Annotated in this window: 7 protein-coding genes; 4 read left to right on the top strand and 3 right to left on the bottom strand. The window is 70.7% G+C overall.

Annotation, left to right across the window (positions count from 1 at the left end; all coding sequences use genetic code 11):
* Positions 1 to 630 (top strand): NlpC/P60 family protein (locus HR086_RS43365; protein WP_174468569.1); only part of this gene is annotated, 630 nt, incomplete at its 5' end.
* 69 nt (positions 631 to 699) lie between these two features.
* The gene (gene mtgA / locus HR086_RS43360) at positions 700 to 1641 is read left to right on the top strand and encodes a monofunctional biosynthetic peptidoglycan transglycosylase (protein ID WP_174460801.1); all 942 of its coding nucleotides are present in this window, start codon (positions 700 to 702) and stop codon (positions 1639 to 1641) included.
* A gap of 28 nt (positions 1642 to 1669) precedes the next feature.
* Here the strand turns inward: mtgA and HR086_RS43355 are convergent, their stop codons facing one another.
* The 3 genes from HR086_RS43355 to HR086_RS43345 form a co-directional block, all read right to left on the bottom strand.
* Positions 1670 to 3586, bottom strand: coding sequence for a DNRLRE domain-containing protein (locus HR086_RS43355; RefSeq protein WP_174468568.1), 1917 nt, complete (start codon positions 3584 to 3586; stop codon positions 1670 to 1672).
* A 222-nt stretch (positions 3587 to 3808) separates the two neighbouring features.
* On the bottom strand, positions 3809 to 4396 hold the full coding sequence (locus HR086_RS43350; RefSeq protein WP_254626715.1) for a hypothetical protein: 588 nt from the start codon (positions 4394 to 4396) through the stop codon (positions 3809 to 3811).
* Positions 4393 to 5124 carry a hypothetical protein gene (locus HR086_RS43345; RefSeq protein WP_174460803.1) on the bottom strand — a complete coding sequence of 244 codons (732 nt, stop codon included), beginning with the start codon at positions 5122 to 5124 and terminating at the stop codon, positions 4393 to 4395. Before HR086_RS43345 ends, HR086_RS43350 begins: the two co-directional genes overlap by 4 nt.
* A 274-nt stretch (positions 5125 to 5398) precedes the next feature.
* Here HR086_RS43345 and HR086_RS43340 point away from each other — a divergent pair, with 274 nt between their 5' ends.
* Both HR086_RS43340 and HR086_RS43335 read left to right on the top strand, forming a co-directional pair.
* Positions 5399 to 5926: a MarR family winged helix-turn-helix transcriptional regulator gene (locus HR086_RS43340; RefSeq protein WP_373564433.1), complete on the top strand. Its 528-nt coding sequence runs from the start codon at positions 5399 to 5401 to the stop codon at positions 5924 to 5926.
* Positions 5913 to 6846 (top strand): chloride channel protein (locus tag HR086_RS43335; protein WP_174468567.1); only part of this gene is annotated, 934 nt, incomplete at its 3' end. The genes HR086_RS43340 and HR086_RS43335, both read left to right, overlap by 14 nt.

The following is a 6846-nucleotide window of genomic DNA, read 5'->3' as shown; positions in this document are numbered from 1 at the left end:
GGGTTGGTGTTGTGGGGCGGGACGGCCGAGGCCGCGAGGCGCACTCCGCCGAAGCGGGCCGCCAAGGTCACCCTGTCCGACCGGGCCCTCTGGCGCGCGAAGGCGTGGGTGGGGCTGGGCTCGCTGTCGACGGTGAGCACGGCGGTGAACGACGACTGCTCGGGCCTGACGCAGCTGGCGTACCGCAAGCCCGGACTCAGCCTGATGCCGGAGCTGACCCTGCCTGGTGAGAACGGGGTGAAAGCCATCTACCGGAAGGCGGGCACCCTGGGCGCGCTGCGCGAGGCGCCGAACGCCGGGGACCTGGTGTTCTTCCGGGAGACCATCGACCGCAACAAGGATGGGCGGCTCAACGACGGCCTCACGCACATCGGCATCGTCGAGCGGGTGAGCACCGACGGCACCGTGACGTTCGTCCACCGCGCGGGCGGTGGGGTGAAGCGCAGCCGCTTCAACCTGGCGCGCCCCGAGGCGAGGAAGGACGAGAAGGGCCGCGTCCTCAATGACTGGCTCCGCCGCCGCGACAAGCGCAACCGAGGCTACCTGGCCGGTGAGCTGGTGGCCGGCTTCGCCTCCGTCGATGAGCGCTGGAAGGTGGAGCCCGTCTCCGTGTCGCGCGCTCGCCGCTGAAGGCCGCGCGCGCTCGTGGCTCCGTCGGGGGCGTGACGTCGGAGGCCGGAGGCGGTATGCACGGCGCTGATGTCGACCACCGATGGACGACCGGAAGGGCCTGGGCCCTCGGAGCACACCGAGGCGGTGACGGAAGGCCCCAGGCCTGAATCGCTGGTGGCTGTCGTTCCGCCGGCGCACACCGTCGCTCGCCCCGCGCCGACACCGGGCCGCAAGTCCTGGCGGCTCAAGGCCCTGCTCGGGGTGACGGTGTTGCTGCTGGGCTTCGGGGTGTACGAGTACGTCACGCTCCCCGAGGCGGAACCGCTGGTGCGGGAGAACCCGAAGTCGACGGCCCTGATGGACCGGCGCGCCGAGGAGGCTCGGGAGGCGGGGAAGAAGGTCCGCCGCCGCCATCAGTGGGTGTCGCTGACGTCCATCTCGAAGCACGCGATAGCCGCGGTCCTGGTGTCCGAGGACGCGGGCTTCTACGGACACGAGGGACTGGACACGACGGAGGTGCGCAAGGCGCTGGAGGAGGCCTGGGCGAAGCGTCAGCTCGGTCGCGGCGCGTCCACCATCACCCAGCAACTGGCGAAGAACCTCTGGCTGTCCACGGACCGGAGCCTGTTCCGCAAGGCGAAGGAGCTGGTGCTGGCCCATCGCCTGGAGGAAGCGCTCACGAAGAAGCGCATCCTCGCGCTGTACCTCAACGTCGTGGAGTGGGGGAACGGCGTCTACGGCATCGAAGCCGGTGCGCGAGAGCACTTCGGCGTGTCCGCCGCGCAGCTCTCCGTGGCCCAGGGCGCCATCCTCGCCGCGATGCTGCCGGCGCCCCGCAAGCGCTCGCCGTCGTCGGGCTCTCGGGCGCTGTGGAAGCGCTCTCACTGGATTGTCGACCAGCTCTCGTCCGTGGGGCGAATCAGCGGCGCTGAGGCGACCACCGCCCGCGCGGACATCGACCGGTTGCTGGGTCGGACACCCGCCGCGGACAGTGGTGGAGAGGATGAGGGCGCGGACGATGACGCCTGAGGCTCGTCCCTTCCGCGCCGTGCTCGGCTCATTCGGGCGTGAGCTGAAGGAACAGCAGGTCTCCCGCGCCTCGTGAAGCGTAGGTCGCTCCATCCGGTGACAGGGCGTCATTGAACGGGACGCAGAGCCGGGCCTGTCCAGCGGACGTCACCTGGAGCGCCGCGTTGCCCGGGCCGGTGATGCCCAGTGCCCGCGAGTCGAGGTGCGCACCCCTGGCGTCATAGCGCGCCACGAAGTGGAGGACGTCACCCTGGGGGATGGACGCCTTACCGAGCGCACCGCCTCCCAGGTCGAGCCGCCCATCCCGCGTCCAGCCTCCGATGATGAACTCACGCTCCGCGCTCACTCCCAGGGCATGGGCCTGCCCCGCGCTCCTTCCGCCCAGGACATGCACCCAGCCGTCCGCGGCCGTCGCATGCAGGGTGCCGAGCAGCACGTCCTCGCTCGCGTCGATGTCCTTCCCGCCGAAGGAGAACCTGCCGTTGATGTCGCCGACGAAGGCCACGTCTCCCTGGGCGAATGGCGCGAGCGCGCGGATGCTGCCCCGTGCGCCATTGAGCGCACGGAACCACTGGGGCGTGCCGTTGGCGGAGAGCTTTCCGAGGAAGGGCGTTCGGACCCCCGTGGCCCCCAGCACCTGCGAGTCGGTGTCGCCGCCCACGTAGATGAAGCCCGCGCCATCCGTGGCGAGCGCCTCCGCGCGTGTGCCCGAGTCGCCACCGGGAAACGCGAGGGACCAGGCGTTCGCGCCATCCGCGTGGAACTTCGCGAGGAAGAGCGCGGGCACGTGGTCATCTCGCGTCCTGTTGCCCGGGTCCGCGTAGAGCCTGCCTCGGCCCAGGCTCATCTCCCCCTGGAAGTGGCCGGTGACGACGACGCTGCCTTGCGAGTCGATGACCACTGCCTGCGCGCGAACCAGCCCCGTGCGGGTGATGCCCGAGGACGGAGCGGGATGTTCCGCGCGAACGCCTCGGGACCAGAGGGGCTCTCCTTCGGGTGACAGCTTGAGGAGGAAGAAGCCGGAGGTCGTGGGCGATTCCTCGATGAACGGCAGCGCGCCCGTGCCCAAATCTGGAGCGCCTTGATAGGCACCCACCAGCCACGCCTCACCCGAGGCCGAGACGGCGAGCCCCGTTGCTTCCACCTTCGCGCCCACGGCATACGCGTGGGACCAGCGATGCGCGCCGTCCGCGCCATAGCGCGCCACGACGAGGCCGCGCTCTCCCTGGAAGACGTCGCCGCCGAAGTCACCGCTGCCGGTGAAGGAGCCCGCCACGAGGAAGTCGAGGCCGTTCTCCGCGGTCGCCATCACCTGGACGTGCTCGTCTCCCGGGCCGCCCCGGTGAAGCACCCAGTCGGGGGCGGGCACTGGATTCGTCGGAGGGACAGGCTCCATCTCCACCACGATGCGTGGATGCAGGGCCGGGTCGCGGTCCTCGCGCGAGCTGAAGTCCGCGCCGTCGGCACCCGACGAGTAGAGCCCGAGGTTCACGACGCCGTTGCCCGTCACCGCGCGCGTCACGTCCAGCTCCGCCCAGCTTCCGGAGCGCAGCGCCCCCGCGGTGAACAGGGCCGGGCCCAGAAGCGAGGGCTGGTGGTCGAAGGTGACGACGTCCTCCTTCCATTGAGGGTCGATGCGGTGGACGACAGGGCCGTCCGTCGAGCCATTCGTGACGAACAGGCGCACGGTGGCGCGCTTCACCCGGCCTTGCAGGCCCTTCACCTGGAAGCGGAGGAAGGTCCGGTACTCGATGGGCGTCCGGTCCACGCAGAGCTGCTCCTCCGCGCCCAGGTTCGTCGACGGCCGCGAGGAGTCGACCTGTGCGTCCGCGATGGCGATGAAGGTGTTTGCTCCCGCGGCGGGGTCGCCGTGTTGCTCCAGCGGCTCCCTGTCCGGGGACGAGGTATTGCCTCCGCAGTGGGGGAGCAGGGCCAGGACCGCCAATGCGCCTGCTTCCCGCCACCCTCGCTTCCAGCTTCTTCCGTGCATCCATCCCCCCATGCCAAACGCTCGTGGGGGGCTCGCTGTGCATCGTGGGTGCCGCGCTCACCGGGCGAGCGAGGTGCGCGGCACGACGCCCGCCTCGTCCCAGGGGATGAGGCGAGGGCAGGGCGCTTCCATCTCAGGGAAGTGTCGACGTCCACGCGGGGTGGTTCGGGGTTCCTCCTAGAGTCCTCCGACCTCCAGCGCGCCGCCCAGTCCCGGGAAGGGCTTGGTGAGCACGGCCTGGAAGACGATGTCCTCGAGGAGGATTTCCACGGGGAGCTGCGGCGTGCCGAGGTCCCCGCGCACCACGGTGTTGCTGACGATGAACCAGACGCGCCTGCGTCCCACGGCGTCCTTCAGCGCGGGACTGTCGATGCGCACCGCCGTGCGGGTGGTGGGGGCGAAGTTGCGCGAGGGGAGGACCTCCGCCGCCTGGGCGTAGTACGCCGGTCGGTTCAGGTCCGTGTAGAAGACCGGGTCCTCCGGCGTGGCCTGCCCGGTGAAGGACAGGCGCATGGCCGTGCGCAGCGTCAGCGACGAGGACGGATTGACGACCTCGAGCGTGGCGGCGACCTGCTCCACCACCAGGTCCAGGTCCTCGGTGTTCACCGACTCCTCGGGCAGGTCCAACGCCACCTCCGCGTAGACGGGTTGGAGGACGGAGGTGACGGGCACCCTCACGTCGAAGAGCTCTGTCGCGATGGCGATTTCCGCCGAGCAGCCGGACAGGAACAGGAAGCACGAAGCCAGCAGGGCGCGGGTCATCATCGGAAGGTCCAGGAGAGGTCGAGGACGGGAAGGACGGGCAGTTCCTCGCCCGGAACGGCCGGGTCGCTCAGGTCCACATAGGTGGCGCCGAGCCCGAAGCCGAGATTCTCTCCGCCGTAGCGGATGCCCGCGGCGGCACGGAAGGTCGCGCCGCCCTTCACGCGCACGCCGGCCTCGCCCACCACGGACCAGGGGCCCGCGAAGTTGAGGGCGGCCCCGCCCGTGAAGGAGAGGTAGTCGGAGGTGTAGCGCGCGTAGCGGGCCTCGCCCTGCACGAGCAGCGGACCGAGCACCAGGCCATAGACGCCGTAGACGGAGGGGCCGCTCAACTCCGGCTCGAAGCGCTGGAGGGAGGGCGTCTCCGACTCGACGATGTCCGAGTAGACGGAGCCACCGATGAAGTGCGTGTAGCGCGCGCCCAGCACCACGCGGTGCGGACCCGCCGCCACCGCCCAGCGCAACCCCACGTTGGGCGCGAGCATCACGTCCGCGAAGACGGAGGTGTCCACCACCAGCCCCGCGAAGAGCGGCAGCGCGCCGCGCTGGAGTCCCAGCACCGGCGCGTCGATGACCTCGGCCGCGTCCGTTCCCATCAGTCGCGCGGTGTTGGTGCGCACGCCTGGGGACGGCTCGGCGGAGGACGGCGTGGAGAGCAGCAGGACGGCGAGGATGCAGGGCGGGATGTACCCGGCGCCACCTGGTGCGCCGGGACGTCTGGAAGGACTCAAGCCGGGAGCTCCTGTGAAAGGGGCCCCGTGTCTAGCGTGTCGCTTCACCGCGTCGACTCGTGCGTCGCCCAAGTTGGTGAACTGTCGACAGATGTTTCACGCGGTCATTCGCGACCTGCCCGGAGCTTCGTCTCGTCCGGGAGGAGGCGACCCTCCGGCAGCCAGGTCGGCCGGTGCGCGTCCACCCGCCTTTCTCATTGCGGACGCGAGCCGTGGACCGTACGTTCCGCTCAATTCAATGGGCTCCCATATAAGTCGGACCAGCGGCGAAGACGTGCGCGAGGTGATGGACGGCATCCGCCGAATCGTGCGGCTGCTGAGGGTCTCCGCGAGGGCCTCAGAGCGACTGGTGGGCATCAGCGGAGCGCAGCTCTTCGTGCTCCAGCAGCTCGCGGAGGCGGGGCCCTGCTCCATCAACGCCCTGGCCGAGCGGACGCTCACGCACCAGAGCAGCGTATCGGTGGTGGTGGCGCGGCTGCTGGAGCGAGGACTGGCCACGCGGCGCCCCTCGGCGGAAGACGGTCGCCGGGTGGAGGTGGCGCTCTCACCCTTGGGGCGCGCCTTGCTGCGCGAGACACCCGCGATGGCGCAGGCCCGGCTCATCACCGGGCTTCGACGGCTGGAGCCTGGCGCGCGCGAAGGGCTGGCCCAGGGGCTGTCCGCCCTGGTGAGAGAGCTGGGGCTGGAGGGAAACGAGGCGCCGCTCTTCTTCGAGGACGAGCCCGCGCCTGGCCGGGCCCGCGCGATGAAGAAGACGACGCCCCGCAAGAACAAGAAGGAGAAGTCTCATGGAGCGGCCTGAAGCGAGTCGAGTGGAGGCGGGGCAGGGCGAGGAGGCTCGCGCGAGGCTGCCGGTGGCGCCGTCCATGGGCCCCACGCTCGCGGGCATGCGCGCGCCCGCGACGGTGGACGTGGTGGACCGGAGGGTGGTCTTCATCAGCGCCCTCGCGGTGGTGTTGGCCGTGGCGGCGGGACTGGTGGCCCAGGGGCTGGGCGCGCTCATCCACCTCTTCACGAACATCGCCTTCTTCGGCCGGTTCTCCACCGCGGAGGTCTCCCCGGTGAATCACTCGCTGGGCGCGTGGGTCATCGTGGTGCCGGTGGTGGGCTCGCTCATCGTCGGGGTGATGGCGCGTTATGGCTCACGGGCCATCCGGGGCCACGGCATCCCCGAGGCGATGGAGCAGGTGCTCTACAACCAGAGCCGGATTCCGCCTCGGATGACGTTCCTCAAGCCGCTGTCGGCGGCGGTGGCCATCGGCACGGGAGGACCGTTTGGCGCGGAGGGGCCCATCATCGCCACGGGGGGCGCGCTGGGCTCCTTGCTGGGGCAGGTGCTGCGCGTCACGGCGGATGAACGCAAGGCGCTCCTGGCCGCGGGCGCGGCGGCGGGCATGGCGGCGACCTTCGGCGCGCCTGTCTCCGCGGTGCTGCTGGCGGTGGAGTTGTTGTTGTTCGAGTACCGCCCGCGCTCGGTCATCCCGGTGGCGCTGGCCACGGCCACGGCCACCGGTGTGCGGCTGGCCTTCGAGGGGAGCGCTCCTGCCTTCGCGATGCCGGAGCTGGCGCTGCCGGGCGGCGCGGCGCTGGCGTTCTACATCGTGCTGGGCGCGGTGGTGGGCCTGGCGTCCACGCTGGCCACCCGCGCCGTGTACGCCATCGAGGATGCGTTCGAGAAGCTGCCCGTGCATTGGATGTGGTGGCCGGCGCTCGGGGGGCTCG

Source organism: Myxococcus sp. CA039A (genome assembly GCF_013336645.1).
GTDB classification, from domain to species: domain Bacteria; phylum Myxococcota; class Myxococcia; order Myxococcales; family Myxococcaceae; genus Myxococcus; species Myxococcus llanfairpwllgwyngyllgogerychwyrndrobwllllantysiliogogogochensis.
The sequence above is the reverse complement of the archived record's forward strand: the minus strand, read 5'-3'. Positions and strand labels throughout refer to the sequence as shown.